Below are 25,606 nucleotides of genomic sequence, written 5' to 3' on the forward strand. Positions count from 1 at the left end.
GCCGGAGCGGGGCGGACGTCGTTCACCGCTCACACGTCAGGGTCAGGCCGTCGGGCACCGCACTGGTCGTCACGAGCAGACCGAAGGTCGTCGCCGCGTCCAGCGCCAGCGCCCCGTTGTACGACGCGTTGCGCACCGTGACGTCGGTGCCGGCCGTCTCGGCCACCCCACCCCAGGCAGCCTGGACCCGTTCGTCACCGGACCACCGCCAGGAGACGCGCCACCGGTCCAGCGGCAACATCCCGGTGTTGCGGACGGTGACCGTCGCGACGAAACCGCCGCCCCAGTGGGTGTCGATCGTGGCCGTCGCACGGCACGAGGTCAGCGGGGCGGTGCGCCCCGAGGCGATCACGTACGGGTCCCGCCGGCCCTCCACGTCGGTGAACCGGTACCAGTACTCGGTGCCGGGCGTCAGCCGGTCGATGGTCACCGAGCCGTTGCGCTCCGGCCCGGAGACACCCTCGGCGACCGCGGCCCGCCACTGTTGGGCGTCCTCGCGACTGGTGAAGAGGCTGACGGTCATCGGCGGGTCGTAGCCACAGGGCGGGCGGAAGAAGATCGAGTACGAGATGGTCAGGCTCGTGGTGGTGGCTCCGGCCACGCTCGCGCTGATCGGCAACGCCGGTGGGCAGGTCGGCGTCGGTGTCGCCGACGGTGTCGGGGTGGTAGACGGCGTGGGTGTCGCCTCGGCGGCGGTGGTCGTCCCGGTCCAGGCGGCCAGCGCCATGGTGGTGACAGCGAGGAACATGCGAAGCATCGGTACCTCCGTGTTGCCGGGCACCGATGACCGAGGGGGTGGCCGGTGCCGCGCTCGGGTCTCCGGTCGCCGACGAGGCTGCCCGGCACGGGTGAGGTGGCCACCTCGTGCGCCCTGTGGACCGGAGGAGAACTGGTGCGCGCTGGCTCCCCGAGCACTACCGAACCACAGCATGGCAGTCGACAAGCATCGATACAAGCCGGTCCCGGTCCCGTTGGACATCGTCCTTTTCCTCTTCAACGGAGGGACACCCGCCGGGTGCTCACGCCAAGAATGATCCATTGCGGTCTATCAATTCGGACACGGGAGCACACCATGCTCGACGGAAGAACCACGACCCGGCGACCCCGGGTGGCGCGGGCACTGATCACGGCAGCCATCGCGGCAGTGCTGACGGCTGGCGCACTGGCCGCCCCGGCCCCCGCCAGCGCCGCTGTCAGCCGGGCCGAACTGGCCCTGCGCTGGGCCCCCATCCACTACCAGGACGTCGATGCCACCGGCAGCCACGCCCTGAGCGGTCAGTCGGACTACCTCACCCGGGTCGACTTCGACGGCGACCTGGACGGGCGCAACAACTGGGACCGGGCCGGCCAGTCCGGCGCCCCGCTCGCCGCGCACGTGTACTACTCGGTGGTGGAGACGAGCACCCACTGGTACATCACGTACTTCTTCTTCCACCCTCGGGACTGGACGGACCACCCGTTCTTCGAGACCGAGCACGAGAACGACGGTGAGGGGGCGCTGTTCGCGATCGAGCGCGACGGCTCGGCGTACGGCGTCCTGCGCTCGGCTGTCACGGTCGCGCACAGCGACTTCTACTCGTACACGCCGACCGGCAGCACCTGGACCAGCGGCGGCGAGAGCGTCGACGGCACCCTGCGGTTCGAGGCGTCACCGCACGACACGTTCCAGCACCCGGTGACCGCGCAGGAGGCGCAGGGCCACGGCCTCAAGGCCCACCCGCAGTACGACATCAACGGTGACGGCCTGGTCTACTACCCGTCGACCGTGGCCGAGACGCCGAGCAGCGGCAACGACCGGGACGTGCGGTACCAGCTGATCGACATCTTCGCCGCCGGCGGCCTGTGGGCGCAGCGCGCCAACGCGAGCCTCTTCGCCAGCCTGGGCACCTTCGCCGGCGACACGTCCGGCGACTGCGGCGCCGGCACCTGGAGCTGTTCGACCAACTCGGCCAACGCGCCCTGGGGCTGGGACGACGGCAACGACGCACCCGCGCGTGGGGAGATCGCCAGCGACCCGGCGAAACTGTCGGCCGCGTACTTCACCGTCCCGACCGGCCTGGCCCGCACCTACAGCTACAACCCGTACGCCGGTGCGGCGGCGGCACTCGCCGAGGCGGCGAGGACGGCACCGCCGACCGTCGACTGAATCGCTGCGTCTCCCCGGGGTCGGGCTTGTCGGGCTTGTCACCGGGGAGACGGATCGACCCGCGCCCGGTCGCTCTCGTGGTCGGAGAGGAACGACGCGAGTGCCTGCCCCTGCTCTCCCACGGCCTCCCGCTCGGCCGGGGAGAGCACCCGCAGTGGGTTGACGGTCACCGTGCCCGACTCGACGGTCCAGGTCGCCGCGACCCGGCCGTCGACGAGGACGACGCGCTCGCCGGCCACCGAGAGGAGACGGTGCGCGTCGTCGATGATCCGGCTGCGGTCGTCGTAACCGAGGATCGCGTTGTCGAACGCCGGCAGGAACCGCACCGGGGCGGGCGTCTCGGGGTCGGGGCGCGGCGCGTCGGGGAGGTCGATGAGCTTCCGGCCGCGCTCGTCGCGGAAGGTGACCAGCTCATCGCGCAGAGCGGCCACCGCGGTCGGCAGCCCGGCGAGGCCGCACCAGGCCCGCAGGTCGGCCGAGGCAGCCGGGCCGAAGGCGGCGAGATAGCGGCGTACGAGCACCTGACCGACCGGATCGGCGCTCTCCGCGCTCGACGGTTCGAGCTCCCGGTCGAGCCACGCGGTGAGCAGGACGTAGCGCACGCCCGCCTTCGCCCGCCACACCCCGCGCGGCGGCAGCTGTGCCATCGGGAGCAGTGCGACAGCCATCTCGCCCAACGCCCGTGGCTCCGACGTCGGCCAGTGCTCGGCGAGCGCCCGTCCGATCTCCGGCATCGAGCGCGGCTCGCCGTCGGCCATCAACGCCCGAGCGGCAGCGGCGAGGTCGTCGAGATCCACCCCGTCGAGCTCGCCGCGGTAGACCCCGAGCACCCGCTGTCGCAGCATGGCGTCGTGGCGGGGGCGCCAGGCCACGGCGTCGTCGGCGGTGAGCAGGTGGACGGTACGGCGCATGAGGTGCGTCCGCACCACGTGTCGCTCGGTCAGCAACGTCGACAGCACCGTCGGATCGAACGCGCGCAGCCGCGACCAGAGCCCGATGAACGGCTCCTGCGGCTCCTGGGCCTGGAGACCACCGAGATGGGCGACGGCGTCGAGGGCCGGCAGGTCGGCGCGGTCGAGCAGCAGCTGCCGGGCGAGCGTCGCGCGGTTGAGTGCCCGGGTGTCGAGAACTGTCATCGGATCCCTTCGGTCGACCTGATTGTCCGACCGGGGGTGACAGTTCCGGGTGCGCCGCCGGCGCGTGGCCGCCGCTGCGCCCGTGGCGGGTACCGTGGCGATCCCGGCCGGGGCGGGTCGGTGGAGGTCGACATCCTCCCCGGGGACGCCAAAAAGTTTTGTGCACTTCCTACAACTGAGCGACTGTTGGTTCGGTGGTTGCGCCATAGCGCTGGCCGCCGCCACGCGGAAGGGTGATCACTGCGGGGAGCCGTCGTCTCCTGGCACGCAGGTCGAGGTCTAGCTAAGGGGTTCTTCGGGTGTTCAACCGTGTCGCCATCGTCAACCGTGGTGAAGCCGCCATGCGGCTCATCCACGCGGTCCGCGAGTTGGCCGCGGAGACCGGCATCCAGCTCGAAACGGTGGCTCTCTACACCGACGTCGACCGCAACGCCACATTCGTCCGCGAAGCGGACATCGCCTACGATCTCGGCCCGGCGTCCGCGCGCCCGTACCTCAACCTGGCGGTGCTGGAACGCGCCCTGACCGAGACCGGGGCCGACGCCGCCTGGGTCGGGTGGGGCTTCGTCGCCGAGGACCCGGCGTTCGCCGAGCTGTGCGAGAAGATCGGCGTCACCTTCGTCGGGCCGAGCGCGGACGCCATGCGCCAGCTCGGCGACAAGATCGGCTCGAAGCTGATCGCCGAGAAGGTCGGCGTGCCGGTCGCGCCCTGGAGCCGCGGCGCTGTCGAAACCCTCGCCGCCGCCCGGTCCGCAGCAGCCGAGATCGGCTACCCGCTGATGCTGAAGGCGACCGCCGGGGGTGGCGGGCGCGGCATCCGCGTGATCAGGAACGAGGCCGAACTGGTCGACGCCTATGAGCGCACCAGCCAGGAGGCGGCACGGGCCTTCGGCAGCGGCATCGTCTTCCTGGAGCGCCTGGTCACCGGGGCCCGGCACGTCGAGGTCCAGGTGATCGCCGACGGGCAGGGCACCGCGTGGGCGCTCGGTGTCCGCGACTGCTCGGTGCAGCGACGCAACCAGAAGGTCATCGAGGAGTCGGCGTCGCCGGTGCTCGACCCGGCGCAGGCCGCCGAGCTGAAGACGTCGGCCGAACGGCTGGCCGTGGCGGTCGGTTACCGCGGCGCGGCGACCGTGGAGTTCCTCTACCACCCCGGTGACCGGTTGTTCGCGTTCCTCGAGGTGAACACCCGCCTGCAGGTCGAACACCCGATCACCGAGCTGACCACCGGATTCGACCTGGTCAAGGCACAGCTGCACGTCGCCTCCGGTGGACGCCTCGTCGGTGCGCCGCCGGCCGAGCGCGGGCATGCCATCGAGGCGCGGCTCAACGCGGAGGACCCCGACCGCGATTTCGCACCGTCGCCCGGCCGCATCGCCCGGCTGGACCTGCCCAGCGGCCCCGGCATCCGGGTGGACACCGGCGTCAGCGAGGGCGACACCATCCCGGCCGACTTCGACTCGATGATCGCGAAGATCATCGCGTACGGCCGCGACCGTGACGAGGCGCTCGGCAGGCTGCGCCGGGCCATGGCGAACACCACAGTGATCATCGAGGGTGGGGCGACGAACAAGAGCTTCGTGCTCGACCTGCTCGACCAGCCCGAGGTGATCGACGCCAGCGCGGACACCGGCTGGATCGACCGCGTCCGCGGCGAGGGCCGGCTCGTCACGCACCGCCACTCCGCTGTCGCCCTGGCGGCCGCCGCCATCGAGGCGTACGAGGAGGAGGAGCGCGTCGAGCGGCAGCGGCTGCTGTCGACGGCGGCCGGCGGACGTCCGCAGGTGCAGCACGCCAGCGGCCGGCCGTTGGACCTCAAGCTGCGCGGCGTCGGGTACCGCACCCGGGTGGCCCGCGTGGGCGCGCACCGCTTCCGGGTCGGCATCGAGGCCGGTCCGGTCGTGCGCACCGCCGACGTCGAACTCGACCGCTTCGACCGGCACACCGGTCAGATCGTCGTCAACGGCGTCCGCTACCGGCTGCTCACCGGCACGTACGGGCCGATCCACCTGGTCGAGGTGGACGGTGTGACGCACCGGGTCAGCCGGGACGAGGGCGGTGTCCTGCGCTCCCCGATGCCCGCGCTGGTCGTCGCCACGCCACTGGAGATCGGCGCCGAGGTCGAGGCGGGCGCGCCGGTGCTGGTGCTGGAAGCGATGAAGATGGAGACGGTGCTGCGGGCGCCGTTCAAGGCGCGGCTGAAGGAGTGCGCCGTCTCGGTGGGCAGCCAGGTGGAGGCGGGTGCGCCGCTGCTGCGCCTGGAGCCGCTCGCGGACGACGCCGAGGAGACCGCGGGCGACCCGACCGCCGACACCGTCGAACTGGACCTGCCCAGCGCCGCCACGGACATTCCGGCGTCCGAGCGCAGCAGGCGCGGTCAGGAGGACCTGCGTGGTCTGCTGCTCGGCTTCGACGTCGACCCGCACGACGACAGCCGGGTGCTCGACGGCTACCTCACCGCGCGGCGGGCAGCCATCGAGGCCGGCCAGTCCACGTTGGCCGCCGAACTCGACCTCATCGAGGTGTTCGCCGATCTCGCCGAGCTGAGCCGCAACCGGCCGACGGGCGAGGACGGCGGCGCCGCGCACGTCCACTCCGCCCGGGAGTACTTCCACACCTACCTGCAGAGCCTCGACGTCGAGCGGGCCGGGCTGCCGGACGCCTTCCAGACCAGGCTCGGCAAGGCGCTCAGCCGCTACGGCGTCACCGACCTGGACCGCACCCCCGCCCTTGAGGCCGCCGTCTTCCGGATCTTCCTCGCCCAGCAACGCGCGTCCGCGGACGCGCAGGTCATCGCGGCGCTGCTGCGCGCCTGGCTGCGGGAGACCCCGCCGGACGAGACGCTGCGCGAGCCGGCCGGCCTCGCCCTGGAGCGGCTGATCGCCGCGACGCAGGTCCGCTTCCCGGTGGTCGCGGACCTCGCCCGTGGCGTGGTGTTCGCCTGGTTCGCCCAGCCGCTGCTGCGCCGCAACCGCGCCCGCGTCTACGCCGAGGTCCGCGGCCACCTGCGGCACCTGGACGCGCACCCGGACGCGCCGGACCGCGCCGAGCGCATCGCCGAGATGGTGCGCAGCACCGAGCCGCTGGTCCGGCTGCTCGGCCAGCGGCTCGTTCGGGACCACCTCGACAACGCGGTCATGTTGGAGGTGCTGACCCGGCGGTACTACGGCAACCGGTCGCTCACCAGCGTGCGTACCCGCGCGGTCGCGGACTGCACGTTCGTGGTCGCCGAACGCGCCGAGTCGAGCGTGGTCTCCGCCGCGGTGCGTTTCGACGCGCTGGGCAGCGCCCTGCGCGGGCTGGCCGAGCTGGCCGCCGGCGAGGACGCCGTGGACGCCGACATCTACCTCGGCTGGGAGAACCAGCCGGAGGACTTCGACGCGATGGCGGCGGCGCTGGCCGGGGTCATCGCCGCGCACCCGCTGCCGCCCCAGGTCCGGCGGGTGACCACCACCGTCGCGGGTCGCGGCGGCGCGGTGATGCACCACCACTTCACCTTCCGTCCGTCGGGTGACCAGTTGACCGAGGACCGGCTGATCCGGGGGCTGCACCCGTACATCGCGCAGCGGATGCAGTTGGAACGGCTGCACAAGTTCGACCTGACCCGGCTCCCGTCGTCGGACGAGGAGGTCTACCTCTTCCAGTGCGTCGCCCGGGAGAACCGGGCCGACGAGCGCCTCGTCGCGTTCGCGCAGGTGCGCGACCTCACCGAGCTGCGGGAGCAGGACGGCCGGCTGGTCGCGCTGCCGACCACCGAGGACGCCATCGCCGCCTGCCTCGACTCGATCCGCCGCGCCCAGTCGCGTCGGCCGTCGAAGACGCGCTTCAACACCAACCGCATCGTGGTCTACGTGTGGCCGCCGAGCGAGCTGACCCGCGAGGAGATGGAGATGATCGCCGGGCGGGTCCGCCCGACGACAGCGGGCGCCGGCCTGGAGGAGATCCTGTTCATCGCGCGGCAGCGCGACCGCCGCACCGGCGAGCTGACCAGGATCGCGGTACGGATCTCGTTCGACGCCGCGGGCGGGGCCGAACTGGCCGTCGGGGAGCCGCCGGTCGAGCCGATCGAGCCGCTCGACGAGTACCGGCTCAAGGTGCTGCGGGCCAGCAGCCGCAACACCGTGTACCCGTACGAGCTGACCGGCCGGCTCGGTGACTTCGTCGAGTACGACCTCGACGACGACCACGTGCTGACGCCGGTGGGCCGGCCGAAGGGGCGCAACAGCGCGGCCATCGTCGCCGGGGTGGTCACCACCCCAACCGAGCGCTACCCGCAGGGTGTCACCCGCGTGGTGCTGCTCGGCGACCCGACGAAGTCGCTGGGCGCCCTGTCGGAGCCGGAGTGCCGGCGCGTAATCGCCGCACTCGACCTGGCCGAGCGGATGCGGGTGCCGCTGGAGTGGTGGGCGCTGTCCGCCGGTGCGCGGATCTCGATGACCTCCGGCACGGAGAACATGGACTGGGTGGCCGCCGCGCTCAAGCGAATCGTCGAGTTCACCCAGGCCGGCGGTGAGATCAACATCGTGGTCGCGGGCATCAACGTCGGCGCACAGCCGTACTGGAACGCCGAGGCGACGATGCTCATGCACACCAAGGGCATCCTGGTGATGACGCCCGACTCGGCGATGGTGCTCACCGGCAAGCAGTCGCTCGACTTCTCCGGTGGGGTGTCGGCCGAGGACAACTTCGGCATCGGCGGCTACGACCGGGTGATGGGGCCGAACGGGCAGGCGCAGTACTGGGCGCCGAACCTGACTGCCGCACGGGACGTGGTGATGGCCCACTACGACCACACGTACGTCGCGCCCGGCGAGGACGCGCCCCGACGGGCGATCACCGCCGACCCGGCCGACCGGGACATCTCCGACTTCCCGCACGACGTGCCCGGCAGCGCCTTCGCCACCGTAGGGGAGATCTTCTCCGCCGAGGCCAACCCGGACCGCAAGAAGCCGTTCGACATCCGGACGGTGATGCGGGCCCTCGCCGACCAGGACCACCCGGTGCTGGAGCGCTGGGCCGGCATGGCGGACGCGGACACCGCCGTCGTGCAGGACGTCCACCTCGGTGGTATCCCGGTCTGCCTGCTCGGCATCGAGTCCCGGTCGGTGCCGCGGCACGGCTTCCCGCCCACCGACGGTCCGGACACCTACACGGCCGGCACGCTGTTCCCGCGCTCGTCGAAGAAGGCCGCGCGGGCGATCAACGCGGCCAGCGGCAACCGGCCGCTCGTCGTGCTGGCGAACCTGTCCGGCTTCGACGGCTCACCGGAGTCGATGCGCAAGCTGCAACTGGAGTATGGCGCCGAGATCGGCCGCGCGATCGTGAACTTCCGCGGTCCCATCGTCTTCTGCGTGATCTCGCGCTACCACGGCGGTGCGTTCGTGGTGTTCTCGAAGGCGTTGAACCCGAACATGACGGTGCTGGCGCTGGAGGGCTCGTTCGCCTCGGTGCTCGGTGGCGCACCTGCCGCCGCGGTGGTGTTCTCCGCCGACGTCAACGCCCGCACGGCGGCCGACCCGCGGGTGCGGGACCTGGAAGCGCGCGTCGCCGCCGCGGCCGGCACCGAACGCGCCGCGCTGACCGCGGAGCTCGACGAGCTGCGTTCGTCGGTGCGCGCGGAGAAGCTCAGCGAGGTGGCCGCCGAGTTCGATCGGGTGCACAACATCCACCGCGCCGTCGAGGTCGGCTCGGTGGACGCCGTCATCCGCGCCGCCGAGCTGCGTCCACGCATCATCGAGGCCATCGAGGCCCGCCTGGGGTGACCCACCGAGACCGGGCGGGGCGGGTCCGGTTCCTGGTCGACCAGGAACCGGACCCGCCCCGTTTCAGGTGGCGTGGCGCAGCAGTTCGTGGAGGAACGTGACGACCTCGTCGGGGGTGAGGTCCATGGCGTTCTCGCCGACGCTGACCTCGAACGAGCATCGGTCCGGATCTGGCGCGGACCTTACCCGGCCGAACAACTCCACCCCGTCGGCGGCGAGCAGCGCGTCGGCGGCTCGCATCGCGGCGTCCGGGCCGACCGGGAGGTGGACGTGGAACAGGGGCGTCTGCGGTGGGTCCGGAAATGCGCGGGCCACCCCGTCGGCGTTGATGGCCGCCGCGATCGCCACCGCGTGCTCCCGGTGCGCCGGCAGCCGGGGCAGCAGGGTGTCCAGGCCGTGCAGAGCGGTGAGGGCCAACGGCCACGCGTCGTAGACGTCGCCGCCGAGCCGGCGACGCCACACCCGGGCCTCGGCCACCAGTGCGGTGTCCCCGGCGAGCGCGGCACCGCCGACGCCCTGGAGTCCCTTGTAGAACGAGACGTACGCGGTGTCGAACAGCGCCGCGATCTCGGCGAACGGCCGCTGGTAGTACGTCTGCGCCTCCCACAGGCGTGCGCCGTCGAGGTGGATGGCGGTACCGCGCTCACGCATCGCCTCGGTCTGCGCGACCAGGTCGTCCCACTGCGGCAGCAGGCCGCCGATGTCGCGTTGCGGCAGCTCCCAGAGCACCGCCGCGACTGGTTCGGCGACGGCGGTGAGATCGGCCAGGGTCATCAGCCTGTTGCGGTCGCCGACAGGCTGGAAGCGCAGCCCGTGCACGACGGCGTACCCCTGCTGTTCCCAGACCTCCAGGTGACACTGCGGGTGGGCGGCGAAGGCCCGCCTGCCGCGCCGGTCGGCGTGGATGCGCAGGGCCACCTGCTGGGCCATCGTCCCGGTGGGGAAGAACAGGGCGTCGTCCGTGCCGAGCAGGGAGGCCACCCGCCGTTCGAGGGCGACCACCGGCCCGTCCGGTCCGTGCGGCGGCGTGGCCGGATCGACCTGGGCCAGCATCGACCGCAGGACGTCATGCGGCCGACGGCGCAGCTCCGAGTGCAGAAACAGGGAACGCCGAACAGTCATCGCGGCAGTATCCACCCTCAGCCGGTTCGTCGCTCCTGGCCCGGGTCGGTGTCGGTCTGCCAGGCCGCGACGAGGTCCTCGCGGGCGCGGGCGACCCGGGAACGGATCGTGCCGACCGGGCACTGGCAGACGTCTGCCGCCTCGGCGTAGGACAGGCCGAGCACCTGGGTGGCGACGAACGCCTCACGGCGCTCCCGGGTCAGGCCGGCGATCAGCTGGTGCAGCGTCACTTCCTCGTCGGCGTCGGTAGTGATGGCACCGGCGGCCTCGGCCGCCGCCTGCCAGTCCGGCACCGACGCCGTCCTCGGTCGCGCCACCGCCGCCCGGACGTGATCCACGGCGACGCGCCGGGCGATGGTGAACACCCAGGTACGGGCCGACGAGCGGCCGGCGAAGCCGGGCAGGTTGCGAAATGCCCGCAGGAAGGTCTCCTGGGTCAGATCGTCGGCCTCCCCCGGCCCGGCCAGGTGCGACAGGAACCGCCAGACCTGGTCCTGTAGTGCCCGGATGAACGCCGTGGCGGCCTGCCCGTCACCCTGGCCCGCCTGCCGCGCCCATCGGGTCACCTGGTCGTCGTCAACGACACCGTTGCGCACCGACCACCGTCCTGTGTGCCACGGGCGCTCCTTCATGCCGAGATGCCGTCGTCGGAACGCCGCCGGTCGGCCGCGCACTCTGGTGGTCGCCGCCGGGGCCGGAAAAGTTCCCGGGCGTCCCACCTTCGACTGATCTGGCGGATGTCCGACGCGACGCGACCGACGAACACCGGCGGGGCCGCTCAACGCGGGACGGGCTGGTCCGCGCTCTCGCGTTCTCGCGGCACCGCGAGGTCGGGCATACGCCACGACCGCCACAGCTGGCTGTATCCGCCCCCGGCGCTGAGCAGCTCGGCGTGCGTCCCGTGCTCGGCGACGCGCCCGTGGTCCAGGACGACGATGCGGTCCGCGGTGGCCGCCTGGCTGAGACGGTGGGCGACGACCAACGTGGTACGACCCTCGGTGGCGGCAACGGCGGCGCGGTCGAGGTCGCGGGCGCCCGCGCTGCCCGCCTCGGCGGTGGCCTCGTCGAGAACCGCCACCGCCGGATCGGCGAGGACGAGGCGGGCCAGCGCGAGCTGCTGGGCCTGGGCCGAGGTGAGCTGCCGACCGCCCTCCCCCACCGGGGTGTCGAGGCCGTCCGGCAGGCTCCGCACCCACTCGCTGGCGCCGACGCGGTCGAGGGCGGTGGCGATCTCGGCGTCGGTGGCGTCCGGGGCGGCCAGGCGCAGGTCGTCGGCGAGGGGCCCGGCGAAGACGTGCACCTCCTGGCTGATCAGGGCGATCTCGCGGCGGAGGCGGTGCTCGTCGAGCTGGGCCAGCGGCACGCCGCGCAGGGTGACCGCACCGTGGGTGGGCGCGATGATGCCGGCGATGATGCCGGCCAGGGTGCTCTTGCCCGCGCCGCTCGCGCCGACGAGAGCGACGCGCTCCCCGGGGTTGAGCCGCAGGACGATGTCGCGCAGCACGACCGGCCCGTCGTCGTAGCGGTGCTCCGCGACGGTCACCTCCAGTGCCGCCGGTTCGGCCCGATCGCGGCGGGTGGGCTCGGCGTCGCTGGGGGCCCCGGTGTCCGGCAGGGTGGTGACCCCGACGAGTCGGGCCAGGCTGGCCCCGGCCTGCAACACCGAGTCCGACTCGAACAGCAGCAGGCCGATGGGGTTGAAGAGGCGGTGGAAGTAGAGCGCGGCGGTGGTGGCGGCACCGACGGTGGCGAGGTCGCCGCGGACCAGCAGGAAGCCGGCGAGCAGCACGGCGGCGAGCCCCACGAACTCCGAGCGGTTGATGCGCAGCCCGAAGCGGGTGTAGAGGCCGAAGATCTCCAGGGACAGGTCGCGGGCGACGCCGGAGCGATCCGCGATCCGGGCGACGTGGGCGTCCTCCATCCGGTAGGCGCGCACTGTCGCCGCGCCCCGCAGCGCCTCGGCGGTCGCCTGCGCACGCTCGCCCGTCGCCACCCGCTCCCGGGCGTAGTACGGCACGGAACGCCTGAGGTACCAGCGCAGCGCCAGCGCGTACGCCGGGGCCGCGACCAACCCGGCGATGCCGAGCCGCCAGTCGAGGGCGAAGAGCCCGGCCGCGGTCAGCACCACGGACAGCAGCGCGCCGAGGAAGGCAGGTCCGCTGGTGGCGATCACGTTCGTCACCACTGCCACGTCGTCGCCGGCACGGGCCACCAGGTCCCCGGTGCCGGCCCGCTCCAGGGTGGCCGACGGCAGGTGCAGGGCGCGGTCGAGGACCCGTTCCCGAAGGCGGGCCAGCACGGTCTCGCCGAGGCGTGCGGCGACCGCGGCTCCGGCCGCGGTGAGGATCCCCGCGAGCACGGCGGCGCCCGCGATCACACCGGCCCAGGCCAGCACCGTCGGCGTGTCGGTGCCGGCGATGACGTCGTCGACGAGGCGGCCGAGCACCCAGGGGGCGACAAGCCCGGTCGCGGCTGCGGCGACCAGCAACGTGCCGGCGACGGCGCTGAGGCCCGGCAGGAGGGCCAGCTCGATGCGCAGGGCGGCCCAGGTCTGCCGGCCGGTGGCCGTCGGCAGCAGGTGCCGGCTGATCGGCTCGGCCGTCATCGCAGGGTCTCCTCGCGGTAGCGGGCGTGGCTGGCGAGCAACCGCTCGTGCGGGCCCTCGGCGACGACCCGTCCCCGGTCGATCACCGCGACCCGGTCGGTGATCCGCAGCAGCGCCGGACTGGTGGTGATCAGCACCGTGCCCCGGGTTCCCGTCCCCCGAGCCGTGGCCAGTCGCCCGGCGAGCAGCCCTTCGGTCACCGCGTCGACAGCCGTGGTGGGGTTGTGCAGCACCAGCACCGGCGGGTCGGCGACGAGCGCCCTGGCCAGCCCGATCCGCTGCCGCTGCCCGCCGGAAAGGTTCGCTCCGCGTTCGGTGAGCAGGCGGTCCAGTCCGTGCGGGTGCGCGGCGAGCACGTCCTCGGCGGCGGCGGCGCGTACGGCGGCACGCACTACCTCGTCGTCGACGCGGGCACCGGCGCACAGGTTGGCGCGCAGCGTCCCCTCGAACAGCGCCACGTCGTGCTGCTCGACGAGGACCGTGGCGCGCGCGGCGTCGATGTGCAGCTCGTCGGCGGGCACGCCGTCGACGCGGAGCGTTCCCCGATGCTCCGCGCGGGGCACCCGGCCGGCCAGCAACGCGACCAGCGCCTCGGCGTCGCTCGGATCGTAGGCGAGCACGCCCAGGATCTCACCGGCCCGGACGCGCAGGTCGACGTCGTCGAGGCCCGCGTAGCTGACCCCGTCGAGGGCGAGCCGCGACGGGCCCGGGGCGGGCGGACCGGCGTCACCCGGCTGGACGACCGGCGCGGCACCGAGGACCCGGGCGACCCGCCCCGCGGAGGCCCGGGCCATGGCGAACAGCTGGACGCAGTACCCGAGCGTCTGCACCGGCTCGGCGATGAACTGGGCCAGCCCGACCACCGCCACCAGCTCGCCGATGGTGAGCCGGCCCTGCAACGCGAGCCAGCCCGCGACGGCGGCGACCGTCGCGAGGAAGAGGCCGTTGACGGTGGTGGTGAGCCCGAGGTGCAGGCCCTTGGTGGTGGCGGCGCGCAGGGTGACGTCGAGCGCGTGGCGGCTGGCCGCCGCGTACCTGCGGGCGGCGTGGTGCTGTGCGCCGATGCCGCGCAGCACGCGCAGGCCGGTGACGAGGTCGACGGCGAGGGCGGTGGTGGCGGCGAGCGCCTCCTGCTGCGACGTGCTGCGCCGGGTGAGCAGCGGCGCCATCCGCTGAAGGGCGACGACAAGCAGGGGTACCCCGATGAGCACCCCGAGCCCGAGGGGGATGTCGACGACGAGCAGGGCGACGGCGGCGACCACGATGGCGGTGAGCGCGGCGGCGGTGAGTCCGGCGACGCGCACGACGAGCGCGGAGAGCTCGGCGTCGGAGGCCGTCACGGACAGCAGCTCGCCGTCGCGCAGGCCGGAGCGGCGTCCCCGCGGGTCGAGGGCGCTGCGGACGATCTCGACCCGGGTGGTGTGCGCCTCGTGTTCGACGGCGGCGAACGCCAGTCGCGCGCCGGCCCGGTAGGCGAAGGCGAGCACCGTGAACAGGGCGGCCAGCCCGGCCAGCGAGAGCAGCAGGGCGCGGACGTCCCCGGTGGCCACCGCGCGGTCGATGACCACGCCGATGGCCACCGGGACGAGGGCTTCGGTGGCCTGGTGGGTGCAGAGCAGCGCGATGCCCGCTGCCACCCGGGCGCGCTGTCGACGCAGCGCGCGTCGCAGCACCGCACCACCGGTGGTCTCGGCGACTGTCATGCGCGAATCGATGAGGGCACGGCGGCAGACTCCACTACTGATTAGGGCAGGCTAACCTAACACCTCAGTCGTGGGGTCGGAGGCGCGGGCCCGGTGCTCATCCACCCGACACCGAACCGGGCAGGCCGAGACCCCTGACAGCCGCCGCGACCAGGACCTCCGGGGCCGACGAGAGATCGAGGACGAGTACCGACTCGTCCGGCCCAGCCGGTTCCAACGTGGCCAGCTGCGACTCCAGCAGACTGGCCGGCATGTAGTGCCCCTCGCGCTGGGCCAGTCGCGCCCGGATGACCTCCGCCGGCCCGTCCAGGTGAACGAAGTCCACAGGGAGCGGGCCCTCGCGGAGCACGTCGCGGTACGACCGCTTCAACGCCGAGCAGGCGAGTACGGTCGAACGGCCCTCCGCGCCACGATCGGCGATCCACGCGGTGATGTCCCGCAGCCAGGGCGCCCGGGCGGCGTCGTCCAGCGGCACGCCGGACCGCATCCGCGCCACGTTCTCCGGGGAGTGGAACTCGTCCGCCTCGGCGAACGTCAGCCCGGTCGCCGCGCTGATCCCGCGTGCCACAGTGGTCTTGCCGGCCCCCGAGACGCCCATCACCACGACGTGCCGGGTGGTCCGGGCACCGCGTCGCTCACCAGTCATGGACCGTGCCGTCCTTGAGCCGGTTGAACGGCAGGTACGCCGGCTCGTACGGGAACCGGGCCGCCGCCTCCTCGTCGAGCTCCACCCCGAGCCCCGGTTGGTCGCCCGGGTGCAGGTAACCGTCGGTGAAGGTGAACGACTGCCGGAACACCTCGTTGGCCAGCGGGGTGTGCTTCATGTACTCCTGGATCCCGAAGTTGTGGATGGCCAGGTCCAGATGCAGCGCCGCGGCCATACCCACCGGGGAGATGTCGGTGGGGCCGTGGATGCCGGACTTGATCTGGTACTGGGCGGCGAAGTCGAGCAGCTTGCGCATGGCGGTGATACCACCGGTGTGGGTGACGGCGGACCGGACGTAATCGATCAACTGCTCGCGGATCAGGGTCTGGTAGTCCCACACCGTGTTGAAGACCTCGCCGATGGCCAGCGGGGTGGTGGTGTGCTGGCGGACCAACCGCAGCGCCTCCTGGTTCTCGGCCGGGGTGCAGTCCTCCAACCAGAACAGGTCGTACGGTTCGAGGGCCTTGCCGAGCTTGGCGGCCTGGATCGGCGTCATCCGGTGGTGCCCGTCGTGCAGCAGCGGCAACTCCGGGCCGAACTCGTTGCGGACCGCCTCGAAGACCGACGGCAGGTGGCGCAGGTACGCGCGGGTGTCCCAGTCCTCCTCGGCGGGCAGCGGGGTGCGCTGGGCGGGTTCGTAGTCGTAGCGCTGCCCGGTGGCGCTGGGCTGCGCGGCCACGCCGTAGACCGCGTTGATGCCCGGCACCGAGGTCTGCACCCGGATCGACCGGAAGCCCTCGTCGAGGTGGCGGCGGATCGAGTCGAACAGCTCGGGAAGGTCCCGACCCGAGGCGTGCCCGTACGCCATGATGCCGGTGCGGGACGCGCCGCCCAGCAGTTGGTACAGCGGCATGCCGGCGGCCTTGGCCTTGATGTCCCAGAGCGCGACGTCCACCGCGGCGATGGCCGCCATGGTGACCGGGCCCCGCCGCCAGTACGCCGACCGGTACAGGAACTGCCAGGTGTCCTCGATCCGGTGCGCGTCGCGCCCCATCAGCAGCGGGGCGACGTGGTCGCGCAGGTACGAGGCGACGGAGAGTTCACGGCCGTTGAGCGTGGCGTCGCCCAGACCGGTGATCCCGTCGTCGGTGGTGATCTTCAGGGTGACGAAGTTCCGGTCGGGGCTGGACACGATGACGTCTGCTGCGACGATCTTCACGGGGTGCCTTTCGTTCTTGCCGGTCGGGGTCTCACCACTCCGCGTAGGAGCCGTCGGGGTGCCGCCAGGTCGGGCTGCGCCAGGCGTGCCCGCGCTTGTCCGCGGTCCGCACCGCGTGTTCGTCGATCTCGATGCCGAGGCCGGGTGCCGTCAGCCGGGACACGTACCCGTCGACGAAGGTCAGCGGAGTCTGGTCGAGGCAGTAGTCGAGCACCTCGGCGCCCTGGTTGTAGTGGATGCCGATGCTCTGTTCCTGGATGAGGAAGTTGGGGGTGGCGAACCCAACCTGCAGGCAGGCGGCCAGGGCGATCGGCCCGAGCGGGCAGTGCGGGGCGAGCTGCACGTCGTACACCTCGGCCAACGTGGCGATCTTGCGAACCTCGGTGATGCCGCCGGCGTGCGCGAGGTCCGGCTGGGCCACGGCGATGCCGGCCTGCAACACGGGCAGGAACTCCTGCCGGCTGTAGAGCCGCTCCCCCGTCGAAATGGGTGTGGTGGTGCAGCGGACGACCTCACCGATCAGGTGCGAGTTCTCCGGCACCACCGGCTCTTCCAGGAAGAACGGCCGGTACGGCTCCAGCAGCGGGGCCACCCGCCGGACGTTGGCGAGGGTGAACCGGCCGTGGAAGTCGACGGCGACGTCGCGGTCGTCACCGAGAACCTCACGGGCGACGGCCACCCGCCGCACCACCGCGTCGAGGTCGGCGACCGAGGCGACCGCGCCCATCGGCCCGGACGCGTTCATCTTCACCGCGGTCAGACCCGCCTCGACCCGGGCGCTGATCTGGTCCCGGATCTCGGCGGGCTCGTCGCCGCCGATCCAGCCGTAGACCCGGATCCGGTCCCGGACCGGCCCGCCGAGCAGCTGGTGCACGGGGGCGCCGTAGTGCTTGCCGGCGATGTCCCAGAGCGCCTGGTCCAGACCGGACACCGCGCTGGCCAGGATCGGGCCGCCCCGGTAGAAGGACCCCTTGGTCAGCACCTGCCAGTGGTCCTCGATGCGCAGCGCGTCCCGCCCCACCAGCAGTTCGCTGAGCTGGTCGACGGCCGTGCGGACGGTCTCGGACCGGCCCTCGCAGGTCGCCTCACCCCAGCCGACGATGCCGGACTCCGTCTCGATCCGGACGAACAGCCAGCGCGGCGCGACCAGGAAGGTCTCCACCTTCGCGATCCTCGTCATGACCCGGTCAGCCCTTCGTGGCACCGGCGGTCAGGCCGGAGACGACGTACTTCTGCACGAACAGGGCGATCAGCATGATCGGCAGGGTGACCACTGTCGCGGCGGCCATCAGGCCGCCCCAGTCGATGCTGGCGTAGCCGACGAAGTCGAAGATCGCGACGGGGAGCGTCTTCGTGTCGGAGCCGGAGAGCACCAGGGCGAACATGAAGTTGTTCCAGGAGAAGATGAAGGAGAGGATGCCGGCGGTCGCGACGCCGGGCACCGACAGCGGGAGGGTGATCCGCCGGAACGCGCCGATGTGGGTCAGCCCGTCGACCAGAGCGGCCTCTTCCAACTCGGCCGGCAGCCCGTCGAAGTAGCCCATCATGATGTAGACGATCAGCGGCAGCGACACGAACATGTGGCTCAGGATCAGCACGCTGAACCCGCCGACCATCTTCAGGTTCGAGAAGACGTAGTACCAGGGCACCAGCAGCGAGACGCCGGGGATCACCCGGGCCATGAGCACGACGAGCGCGGACTTCTTCATGCCGAACCGGCTCATCGAGTACGCGGCGGGCACGCCGAGCAGGAGCGAGAGCGCGGTGGCCGCGAACGCCACCCAGAGGCTGTTGCCGATGAACTGGAGATAGTTGGCCTGCTGGAGAACGGTCTCGTAGTTCTTCAGGCTGGGCGAGAAGACGAACGCCTTGGCGGTGTCGTAGATGTCCACGTTGGTCTTGAACGACGCGGCGATCATCCAGAGCAGCGGCGCCATCAGCGCGAACACCACGACCACCAGCGCCGAGGTACGGAACACCCGGTACGGCTTGCTCGGCTTCATCGGTCCAGCCCCTTCTTGCGATAGGTGAGGGCCCACATCACCCCGATGATGATCAGGAAGAAGATGATGAGGACTGTCGACGAGACGCCGTAGTCGTTGTAGTCGAAGCTGAGGCCGTACGCGTACACGTTGAGGGTCTCGACCTCGTGGAAGGATCCGCCGCCGCGACCCTTGGTGGCGTAGAGGATGTCGAAGGTCTTCAGCGCGTCGATGCCGCGCAGCAGGATGGCCACGATCACCGTCGGCATCAGCAGCGGGAGGGTGACGTGCCGGAACCGCTGCCAACTGCTGGCGCCGTCGATCCGGGCCGCTTCCTGGGGCTCGTCGGAGAGCGAGGTGAGCCCGGCGAGCAGGATCAGTACGACCATCGGGGTCCACTGCCAGATGTCGATGAACATCGTGGTCGGCAGGGCCGAGTGCTGCCCGGCCAGCCAGGGCTGCGGGCCGATCCCGATCCAGCCGAGTAATTGGTTCGCCATCCCGATGTTGGGATCGAAGATCAACCGCCACATCATGCCGACCGCCACCGGGGTGGCCACCAGTGGCAGGAGGATCGCGACGCGGACCCACTTCTCACCGCGGAAGGGTCGCCACAGCAGCAGGGCGATCGCCATGCCGAGGATGACCTCGAAGAACAGCACGACGCCGGTGAACAGGACCGTACGCCAGACCGCCGGCCAGAACCGATCGGTGTCGGTGAGCACGTCGAGGTAGTTCTGCAAGCCGATGAACTCCGACTCGGCGCGCACCGAGCCCTCGGCGTCGGTCAGGCTCAGGTACCCGGTCCACGCCACCGGGAAGATGATCAGCACGGCGACGAACGTCATGGCGGGCGCCGCAAAGAGCCACTTGCGGTGTTCGTTCGTCCACCGTGACCAGGCGGAGTCCTCCTGGACCGCCGCAGGGGCCTCGGGCGTGTCGGTGCGGGGGGTGATGACGGCTGACATGAGGGGTCTCCGGGTTCGGGGGTCAGGTCCCGGTGGGGCGGCGGAGCCCGTCGGCTCCGCCGCCCGGCGGTCGGGTTACTTCGCCTCGTCGTCGAGGAACTTCTGGAACGCCGCGTTGGCCGTCTCCGCCGAGGCGGCGGCGTCCTTGCCGGTGATCGCGTCGACGATCGGCTGGCCGACGATCTCCCGCGCCTCGGCCACCTTGACCACCAGCGGGCGGTCGTGGCCGACACCGTTGGCGGTGCTGACCGTGTTCGCCTCGGCCAGGTCCTTCGGGTAGGAGGCGGTGCCCGCCGGGTTCGCCCAGACCGAGGTGCGGGCACCGGGTACGCCGGCCGTCTGCTGTGCCAGCGCCTGCTCCTTGCCGGCTGCCCACTGGATGAACTTCCAGGCGTTGTCCTTGTTCTCCGAGCTGTCGTTCACCCCGAGCGCCCAGGACGGGATGTTGTACGGCTTCGAGCCGGCCGGGCCGGCCGGGAAGGCCGCGAAGCCGACCGTGTCGACGACCTTGGACTTGGTCGGGTCGGTGGCGTTCTTGTAGAGCGAGTTGGCCTCGGTGTAGAAGGCGGCCTTGCCCTGCGTGAAGATCGCCATCGCCTCGGACCAGCTCATGTCGGTGCTGATGTTCTCCGGGCCGTGGTCGCGCAGCAACCCGCCGTAGTAGGCGTACGCCTGCTTCGCCTGCTCGGTGTTGACGGTGGCCTTCCCGCTGGAGTCCACGAAGTCGCCGCCGAAGCTGAAGAGGAAGCTGGAGAACTGGGTGACGGCGGCGGCCTTGCCGGTACGCGCGACGAAGCCGGCGACGCCCGGGTTGTCGGCCTCGATCTTCGCGGCCTGCGCCTTGAGCTCGTCGAGGGTCGTGGGTGGCGCGGTGAAGCCGGACTTCGTGAGCAGGTCCTTGCGGTAGTAGAGGACCTCCTGCTCGGTGATGATCGGCAGCCCGACCACCTTGTCCTCATAGGTCGTCGCCTGCATAGGCCCGGCCTGGAAGTCGCCGACCTCGAAGGCGCTGTCGGACTTGACCCTCTCGCTCAGGTCGGCGAGGTACTTGTTCTTGGCGAACAGCTTCCCCTCCTGCAGGGGCCGGTACATCATCACGTCGATGTCGTCGGAGCCGGCGTTCAGCTTGACGTTGTACTGGTCGGAGAGCTGGTCCTCACCGAGTTGGGTGACGTCGACGGTGAGGCCGGACTGCTTCTCGAACTCCGGCAGGGCCTTCCTGATGTTCTCTGTCCACACGTGATTGACAAGTGTCACGCGAACGGTCTTGGAGTCTTCGCCGCCGCCGTCGCCACCGCAGGCGGTCAGGCTCATGGAGGCGACCACGGCCAGAGAAGTGCCGATTACCAGTCGACGTCGCACGCTGTCTCTCTTTCTGTCGTGGCCGCCGCCCCCGAGAGAGCCGCTACCTCGGCGTTACATCCGCTTAACATCGGGATGCTAGGCCGAAAAAGCTGATTACCTCAAGAGGTAGATGCAAATGATATGATCTTTGGGTGGAACCGTCCTCACCAGAGGTTGCAGCCGCTTCACCCCTCCCCGCCGAGTCCGGGCTGCACGCGCGCGTCCTCGACCACCTCGGCACCGCCATCTGCGGCGGTGAGCTGGCCCCCGGGTCGGTCCTCAACATCGACGAGCTGGTCGAGCGGTACGCCGTGTCCCGCTCGGTCGTCCGCGAGGTGCTGCGGGTGCTGGCCTCGATCGGATTCATCGAGGCGCGTCGACGGGTGGGCGTGCTGATCCGGCCGGCGAGCGCGTGGAACGTCTTCGACCCGCAGGTGATCCGCTGGCGCCTCGCCTCGGCGGGTCGGATGGCCCAGCTCCGGTCGATCACCGAACTGCGCACCGCCGTCGAGCCACACGCGGCCTTCCTGGCCGCCAGCCGGATCGGCCGTGACGAGGCGAGCGACCTGGTCGGATTGGCGGCGAAGATGTGGGCGGCCGGCGAGGCCGGCGACGAGGAACGCTTCCTGCACCTCGACATCGAGTTTCACCGGCGGGTCCTGCTCGCCTCCGGCAACGAGATGTTCGTCCGGCTCCAGGAACTGGTCGCGGAGGTGCTCACCGGCCGGCACAAGCATCACCTCATGCCGCACCACCCGCACCAGCAGGCCCTCCAGATGCACGCCGATGTCGCCCAGGCGATCCAGCGGCGCGACGGTGAGCGCGCCCGGCAGGCGATGGTGCAGCTGATGGAGCAGGCCTTCGACGAGATGAAGTCGCTGTGGGAGCAGACCGGCGGGCCCGAGCACGGCACCGGGTAGCGACCAGCGCGTGCGTCAGTCGGTACGGAGGCTGCGGGTCAGGGCCGGGATCATCACCGTCGCGGCGACGAGGTGCAGCCCGAGCAGAGCGGCGATGGTGGCCGCGTTCGCCCCCGAGACGAACGGTGGGATCAGCGAGAGCGCGGTCAGCGACACCGCCGTCCACCCGAACCGGTCGGCGGGGCGCGCACTCCACCACAGGAGAGCGCCGGCGATGACGACGCCCACCACCGAGAAGAAGCCCGTCACCACGGCGAACCCGGACAACGGGATCGTCTCGCCGCCACCATCGGGGATCGCGAAATCGACACCGACGGCCCGGGCCAGCGCGGCGGCGAGGGTGGTGGCCACCATCGCCGCGAGCGTGGCGACCAGGCCGGTGCCGGCTAGCCGCCGTAGCCGGTGACCTCGGCTGGGCTGGCCCGGTGCCGGGCCGGCGGCGATCTGGGTGTCCTCTGCGCTGGTCATGGCGTCTCCATCGACGGGAAGCTGGCGTACCGGAAAAGTTGACTGGCGGGGGACGTCCCGTGGCGTGCAGACGCGCACCGTCGCCGTGCGGCGGCCGGGGTTGCGCAGAGCGCGGACGCCGGTGCCGCGCAGCCAGAACCCGGCGTCGCGTCCGAGGACCGGCCCCGGTTGGCCGTCGCGCAGCTCCAGCTGCACCCGTCCGCTGGTGACGACGGCGAACGCGTCGGACCACTGCGCCCCGACCACCGCCGCGCGGGCGCCACCGGGCAGGGTCAGCGTCCGCATCGGGACTACTCCGTGCCGTCGGCCGGCAGTCGGTGCGGCAGGCCGAGCCGCGGGAACTGGTCGGCGTGGAAGATGAAGACCTCGGTGATCGCGCCGCCGGTGATGCGCAGGACGTCGATCGTCAGCGGCAGGTACGCGCCCTCCTGCTCGCGCCAGTGGTAGAAGGCGACAGCGGGTTGCCGGTTCACCGAGGTGGGCACCGCGCGCAGGCCCGTCATGGCGTCGAAGCCGTCCTCGACCCAGGTGCTCAGCACCGCCTCGCGGCCGACGGACAGGCCGGGCGTGGGCGGCATCGATGAGCGGACGTCGTCGCGCAGCATGGTGGCGAGCGTGTCGACGTCGGTGGCCACGCTGGCGTCGGTGAAGCGGCGCACCAGCTCGCGCGTCCCGGCGTCCTCGTCGCCGCCGACCCAGTCCTGCCGCTCGGCGGGCAGGTGCTCCCGCATCCCGGCACGGGCCCGCTGAAGCGCGCTGTTCACCGAGTTGACCGAGTCCCCGAGCAGCTCCGCGACGTCCTTCGCCGGCCAGCCGAGCACGTCACGCAGGATCAACACGGCCCGTGGACGCGGCGCGAGGTGCTGCACCGCGACCAGGTACGCCAGCTCGATCGTCTCCCGCGCGACGGCGACACTCTCCGGCTCGTCCCCGTCGCCCGCGGGCAGCTCGTCGAGCAGCCGGTCCGGGTAGGGCTGCAACCACAGCACCTCACCGCCGGTCGCCGGCTCCGGGCGGCGCTTGGCGAGCAGGTCCAGGCAGGCGTTGGTGGCGATCCGGTACAGCCACGCCCGGAACGTCGACCGTCCCTCGAAGGTCTCCCGCCGCCGCCAGGCCCGCAGGAACGTCTCCTGCACCGTGTCCTCGGCGTCCTCGAACGACCCGAGCATCCGGTAGCAGTGCACGTGCAGCTCCCGCCGGTGCCGCTGCGCCAGCCCCGAGAACGCCGGCTCGTCGACCTCGCCCAGCCCGCTCACGCCCCGCTCCTCCAGCCGCGTGTCCGCACTCATCACGTCATCCTTCCGCCTCGTCATGTCCTGTCGGAGGTATGACGGGCGCGGACCCGACAACTCATCACTCAGCCTGATCGAGTGGGTGAGTGAGTGGTGCCGGGCAGGGCATGTCCCGGTGTCCACGTGCAGGGCGACACGTTCGCAGCCCTGTTGACGCAGCTGGCGGACGCGGCCCGCCTACTGCGCCAGGACCCCGATCACCGCGAAGCACTCGACGAGCTGGACCACGCCGTCCGAGAGCGACGGCAGCTGATCGCACCAACCCGCACGGTCGTCGTGGGGCAGACGCCGCGACCAGCCTGATGACTCAGAGGCATCATGATGCCGGTGAGTCATCACGCTCGCGGGCGCATCCGCCGCTCGGCGGAGCACCCGGGCGGAACCACCCTCGCCGGTCGCCTGGGTGTCCCAGTCGACCACGTCACCGGAGTGCGTAACGCGTCCACGACTGTGAACTGGGAGGGCTCGGCGGCTCGCCCCGAGCTGTACGTCTCGTTTCCGCACGGCCTGGGGGACGCGGCGTGGTGCTACCGGGCGGTGCCGCCACCCGATCGACCCGCGCCGGCTGCGGAGGGGCGGTGCCCGATGCGGGGCGGCCGCACGGCGGAGGCGTTGCCGGTGCCCGGGCGGTAGTCCCGTGCCGCGCTGGCCACCATCTCGTCGGCGTCGCGAGCGAGCGCCTGCCGGATGTGCGGCGGAACGACGTCGGACGTCGCCATGGCCAGTCGGACCTGCACCGCGCGGTCGTCGACCAGCCGCGCCAGATCCGCCTCGCTCAGCTCGACGGCCCGCACCAGCGCGGCACGGACGTCGGCCACCGGGTCCGCGGCGAGCATGCTGCGCTGCTCGGCGGTGGTCCGTGGGTTGCGGGCGACCCCCTTGCGTACGCGTGCGGTGCGGTCGGCCAGCAGGGCGGTGATCACGTCGGGGTCGTGGGTGTGGGTGGCGAGGCGCTCCCGTACCTCGGGTGACACGTCGTCGATCAGCTTGGCGGCTAGTTCCGGCTCCAGCTCACGACTCTCCGCGAGCAGGCCGCGAAGCTCCTTGTCCGAGGTCTGCGCCATGACCTGGCGGATCGACTCGTCGCACGCCGGGTTGCCGGCGACCGCCCAGCGGACCCACCGGTCGGCGTCCTTGACCAGGCGCATGAGGTTGGCGATCGAGGTGGAGGGGTTCCTCGCCACCGCCTCCCGGACCTGACGATCATGGTCGCGGGTGAGCGGTCGCAGGGCCTGTGCGGGAGCGTCGGCCCGAGCGGCGACCGCCTTGCGGACCAGGACCGACGGGTCGGACGCCAGGTCGATAAGAGTCATTTGTGGCGTTGTGGGGTCCTGGGCGAGCGCGAGTCGAGCGTCAGGGTTGCCACCGATCGGACGGTGGGCGGTGGTGCCGGACCCGCTGTGACGGTCGGGCTCGCCGACGTCCTGCTGTTTCCCCATCGCGCAATCATGTCACGCGCCCGATTCGGCACGATCGGCCGCGGGACACGCCGGGGCGGGTAGGCGCAGGCCGGACATGCCTCCATCGACGGCCAGGGATGTGCCGGTCACCGACCTGGTCGCGGGCGAGGCCAGGTAGACGACGGCGGCGGCCACCTCGTCGGCGGTCACCAGTCGGCCGGTCGGCTGGCGGGCGGCCAGTTGGCGCTTCTCCGCCGTCGGGTCGGCCGCACCGGCGAGCAGGCGGGCCACCCACGGGGTGTCGACGGTGCCCGGGGCGACACAGTTGACCCGGACGCCCTCCGTCACCAGGTCTGCTGCCATGGCGAGGGTGAGGGCGTGCACGGCGCCCTTCGACGCCGAGTACAGGGCGCGTTTGGGCAGACCGGTGGTCGCCGCGATCGAGGAGATGTTGACGATGGCGGCGGACGACGACCGGCGCAGGTACGGCAGGGTGACGGCGCTGGTGCGGGCCACGCCGGAGACGTTGACGTCGAGCACCCGGCTCCACCGCTCGTCGTCGTCCTCCTCGACAGTGCCCACCGCCGAGATGCCGGCGTTGTTCACCAGGATGTCGACGCCGCCGAACGCCGCCGCGACCGCGGCGACGGCCGTGCTCAGCGAGGCGCGGTCGGCCACGTCCGCCCGGACGCCGAGGACGCCGGGATCCCCCGGCAGACCGGACAGCTCCAGGTCCAGGACACCCACCCGGGCGCCGGCGGCGGTGAACGCCCGCACACACGCGAGCCCGATCCCCGAGCCGCCCCCGGTCACCACTGCCACCAGACCGTCACACCGCATGCTGCTCTCTCCTTCCGAGTAGTTGACGCACCGCCGTCAGGTCGGCCGCGCGG

20 protein-coding genes are annotated in these 25,606 nt (G+C 71.7%); 4 read left to right on the plus strand and 16 right to left on the minus strand.

Annotated elements, in window-relative coordinates; genetic code table 11:
* Positions 1-22 precede the first annotated feature (22 nt).
* Entirely contained in the window at positions 23-757 is a 735-nt protein-coding gene (locus tag QSK15_RS20375) for a cellulose binding domain-containing protein (RefSeq protein WP_285795743.1), read from the minus strand.
* Positions 758-1,072: 315 nt separating this feature from the next.
* Between QSK15_RS20375 and QSK15_RS20380 the strand changes: the two genes are divergently transcribed.
* A complete protein-coding gene (locus QSK15_RS20380) occupies positions 1,073-2,146 on the plus strand; it encodes a hypothetical protein (protein WP_285795744.1) in 1,074 nt (357 codons plus the stop codon).
* Positions 2,147-2,184: 38 nt separating this feature from the next.
* On the opposite strand, the gene QSK15_RS20385 is transcribed toward QSK15_RS20380, so the two are convergent.
* A complete protein-coding gene (locus tag QSK15_RS20385; RefSeq protein ID WP_285795745.1) occupies positions 2,185-3,282 on the minus strand; it encodes a winged helix DNA-binding domain-containing protein in 1,098 nt (365 codons plus the stop codon).
* A 299-nt stretch (positions 3,283-3,581) separates the two neighbouring features.
* On the opposite strand from QSK15_RS20385, the gene QSK15_RS20390 reads away from it, so the two are divergent.
* Positions 3,582-9,044, plus strand: coding sequence for an ATP-binding protein (locus tag QSK15_RS20390; RefSeq protein WP_285795746.1), 5,463 nt, complete (start codon positions 3,582-3,584; stop codon positions 9,042-9,044).
* A gap of 63 nt (positions 9,045-9,107) precedes the next feature.
* On the opposite strand, the gene QSK15_RS20395 is transcribed toward QSK15_RS20390, so the two are convergent.
* The 10 genes from QSK15_RS20395 to QSK15_RS20440 all read right to left on the minus strand — a co-directional run bounded on the left by QSK15_RS20395 (position 9,108) and on the right by QSK15_RS20440 (position 20,651).
* Positions 9,108-10,166 carry a threonine aldolase family protein gene (locus tag QSK15_RS20395; RefSeq protein WP_285795747.1) on the minus strand — a complete coding sequence of 353 codons (1,059 nt, stop codon included), beginning with the start codon at positions 10,164-10,166 and terminating at the stop codon, positions 9,108-9,110.
* Positions 10,167-10,183: 17 nt separating this feature from the next.
* On the minus strand, positions 10,184-10,762 hold the full coding sequence (locus QSK15_RS20400) for a sigma-70 family RNA polymerase sigma factor (RefSeq protein WP_285795748.1): 579 nt from the start codon (positions 10,760-10,762) through the stop codon (positions 10,184-10,186).
* A 182-nt stretch (positions 10,763-10,944) separates the two neighbouring features.
* Positions 10,945-12,771, minus strand: coding sequence for an ABC transporter ATP-binding protein (locus QSK15_RS20405; protein ID WP_285795749.1), 1,827 nt, complete (start codon positions 12,769-12,771; stop codon positions 10,945-10,947).
* On the minus strand, positions 12,768-14,474 hold the full coding sequence (locus QSK15_RS20410) for an ABC transporter transmembrane domain-containing protein (protein WP_285795750.1): 1,707 nt from the start codon (positions 14,472-14,474) through the stop codon (positions 12,768-12,770). The genes QSK15_RS20405 and QSK15_RS20410 overlap by 4 nt, the downstream gene beginning before the upstream one ends.
* A 97-nt stretch (positions 14,475-14,571) precedes the next feature.
* Complete coding sequence (locus tag QSK15_RS20415; protein ID WP_285795751.1) at positions 14,572-15,120, minus strand: gluconokinase; 549 nt, start codon at positions 15,118-15,120, stop codon at positions 14,572-14,574.
* Positions 15,110-16,339, minus strand: coding sequence for a D-mannonate dehydratase ManD (manD, locus tag QSK15_RS20420; RefSeq protein WP_285795752.1), 1,230 nt, complete (start codon positions 16,337-16,339; stop codon positions 15,110-15,112). Before manD ends, QSK15_RS20415 begins: the two co-directional genes overlap by 11 nt.
* A 31-nt stretch (positions 16,340-16,370) precedes the next feature.
* Positions 16,371-17,519 carry a galactonate dehydratase gene (gene dgoD / locus QSK15_RS20425; RefSeq protein WP_285795753.1) on the minus strand — a complete coding sequence of 383 codons (1,149 nt, stop codon included), beginning with the start codon at positions 17,517-17,519 and terminating at the stop codon, positions 16,371-16,373.
* 7 nt (positions 17,520-17,526) lie between these two features.
* On the minus strand, positions 17,527-18,342 hold the full coding sequence (locus tag QSK15_RS20430; RefSeq protein ID WP_285795754.1) for a carbohydrate ABC transporter permease: 816 nt from the start codon (positions 18,340-18,342) through the stop codon (positions 17,527-17,529).
* Positions 18,339-19,289, minus strand: coding sequence for a carbohydrate ABC transporter permease (locus QSK15_RS20435; protein WP_285795755.1), 951 nt, complete (start codon positions 19,287-19,289; stop codon positions 18,339-18,341). Before QSK15_RS20435 ends, QSK15_RS20430 begins: the two co-directional genes overlap by 4 nt.
* A 75-nt stretch (positions 19,290-19,364) precedes the next feature.
* Positions 19,365-20,651: an ABC transporter substrate-binding protein gene (locus tag QSK15_RS20440; RefSeq protein WP_285795756.1), complete on the minus strand. Its 1,287-nt coding sequence runs from the start codon at positions 20,649-20,651 to the stop codon at positions 19,365-19,367.
* A 134-nt stretch (positions 20,652-20,785) separates the two neighbouring features.
* Between QSK15_RS20440 and QSK15_RS20445 the strand changes: the two genes are divergently transcribed.
* Complete coding sequence (locus QSK15_RS20445; protein WP_285795757.1) at positions 20,786-21,553, plus strand: FadR/GntR family transcriptional regulator; 768 nt, start codon at positions 20,786-20,788, stop codon at positions 21,551-21,553.
* 15 nt (positions 21,554-21,568) lie between these two features.
* On the opposite strand, the gene QSK15_RS20450 is transcribed toward QSK15_RS20445, so the two are convergent.
* Positions 21,569-22,306 (minus strand): DUF6069 family protein, encoded by a 738-nt coding sequence (locus QSK15_RS20450; protein WP_285795758.1) that lies wholly within the window; start codon positions 22,304-22,306, stop codon positions 21,569-21,571.
* A gap of 5 nt (positions 22,307-22,311) precedes the next feature.
* Positions 22,312-23,313, minus strand: a complete 1,002-nt coding sequence (locus tag QSK15_RS20455) for an RNA polymerase subunit sigma-70 (protein WP_502889640.1) — start codon at positions 23,311-23,313, stop codon at positions 22,312-22,314.
* Between the two features lie 93 nt (positions 23,314-23,406).
* On the opposite strand from QSK15_RS20455, the gene QSK15_RS32625 reads away from it, so the two are divergent.
* Positions 23,407-23,616 (plus strand): DUF6959 family protein, encoded by a 210-nt coding sequence (locus tag QSK15_RS32625; RefSeq protein ID WP_377618857.1) that lies wholly within the window; start codon positions 23,407-23,409, stop codon positions 23,614-23,616.
* Between the two features lie 224 nt (positions 23,617-23,840).
* On the opposite strand, the gene QSK15_RS20460 is transcribed toward QSK15_RS32625, so the two are convergent.
* Positions 23,841-24,752, minus strand: coding sequence for a hypothetical protein (locus QSK15_RS20460; protein WP_285795760.1), 912 nt, complete (start codon positions 24,750-24,752; stop codon positions 23,841-23,843).
* 12 nt (positions 24,753-24,764) lie between these two features.
* Entirely contained in the window at positions 24,765-25,553 is a 789-nt protein-coding gene (locus tag QSK15_RS20465; RefSeq protein WP_285795761.1) for an SDR family NAD(P)-dependent oxidoreductase, read from the minus strand.
* Positions 25,554-25,606: the final 53 nt, after the last annotated feature.

It is taken from the genome of Micromonospora sp. NBRC 107095 (genome assembly GCF_030269705.1).
Taxonomy (GTDB): domain Bacteria; phylum Actinomycetota; class Actinomycetes; order Mycobacteriales; family Micromonosporaceae; genus Micromonospora; species Micromonospora parva.